Consider the following 414-nt stretch of genomic DNA (forward strand, 5'->3'; position numbering starts at 1 on the left):
GGGGGGGGGGGGGGGGGGGGAGGGGGGGGGGGTGGATGGGGGGGAAGGGAAAACCCTGGAGGGGGGGGGGGGGGGGGGGGGGGGGGGGGGGGGGGGGGGGGGGGGGGGGGGGGGGGGAAAAGAGAAGAGAGGAGGGGGTCAGTAAGGCGGGCGCCGCACCCCGGCTGAGCGAAGGCGGGCTGCCGACCGAAGGGGCCAGCGCACATGTCCGGGTGTCCAAGTTCGCGGACCACCTGCCGTTTTACAGGCAGAGCCAGATCATTGCCCGCTCCGGCATCCAGATCGACAGCAGCACCGACAGGACTACCATCCCTGCCCCCTTGTCCAGCCACACGGCACACCCGGCACCAACAGCCGCCGACGCCAGCCATCCGGCCGAGGTGCCGCTCCACGTCTTCTTCGGGCTGACACGGG

1 pseudogene is annotated in these 414 nt (G+C 73.4%); it reads left to right on the forward strand.

Annotated features, from left to right (window positions below):
• Positions 1–131 precede the first annotated feature (131 nt).
• Positions 132–296, forward strand: a pseudogene (locus AB9K35_RS07410) (transposase); the annotation flags it as partial.
• Positions 297–414 lie beyond the last annotated feature (118 nt).

The organism is Leisingera sp. XS_AS12 (genome assembly GCF_041224635.1).
In the GTDB taxonomy this organism is placed as follows: domain Bacteria; phylum Pseudomonadota; class Alphaproteobacteria; order Rhodobacterales; family Rhodobacteraceae; genus Leisingera.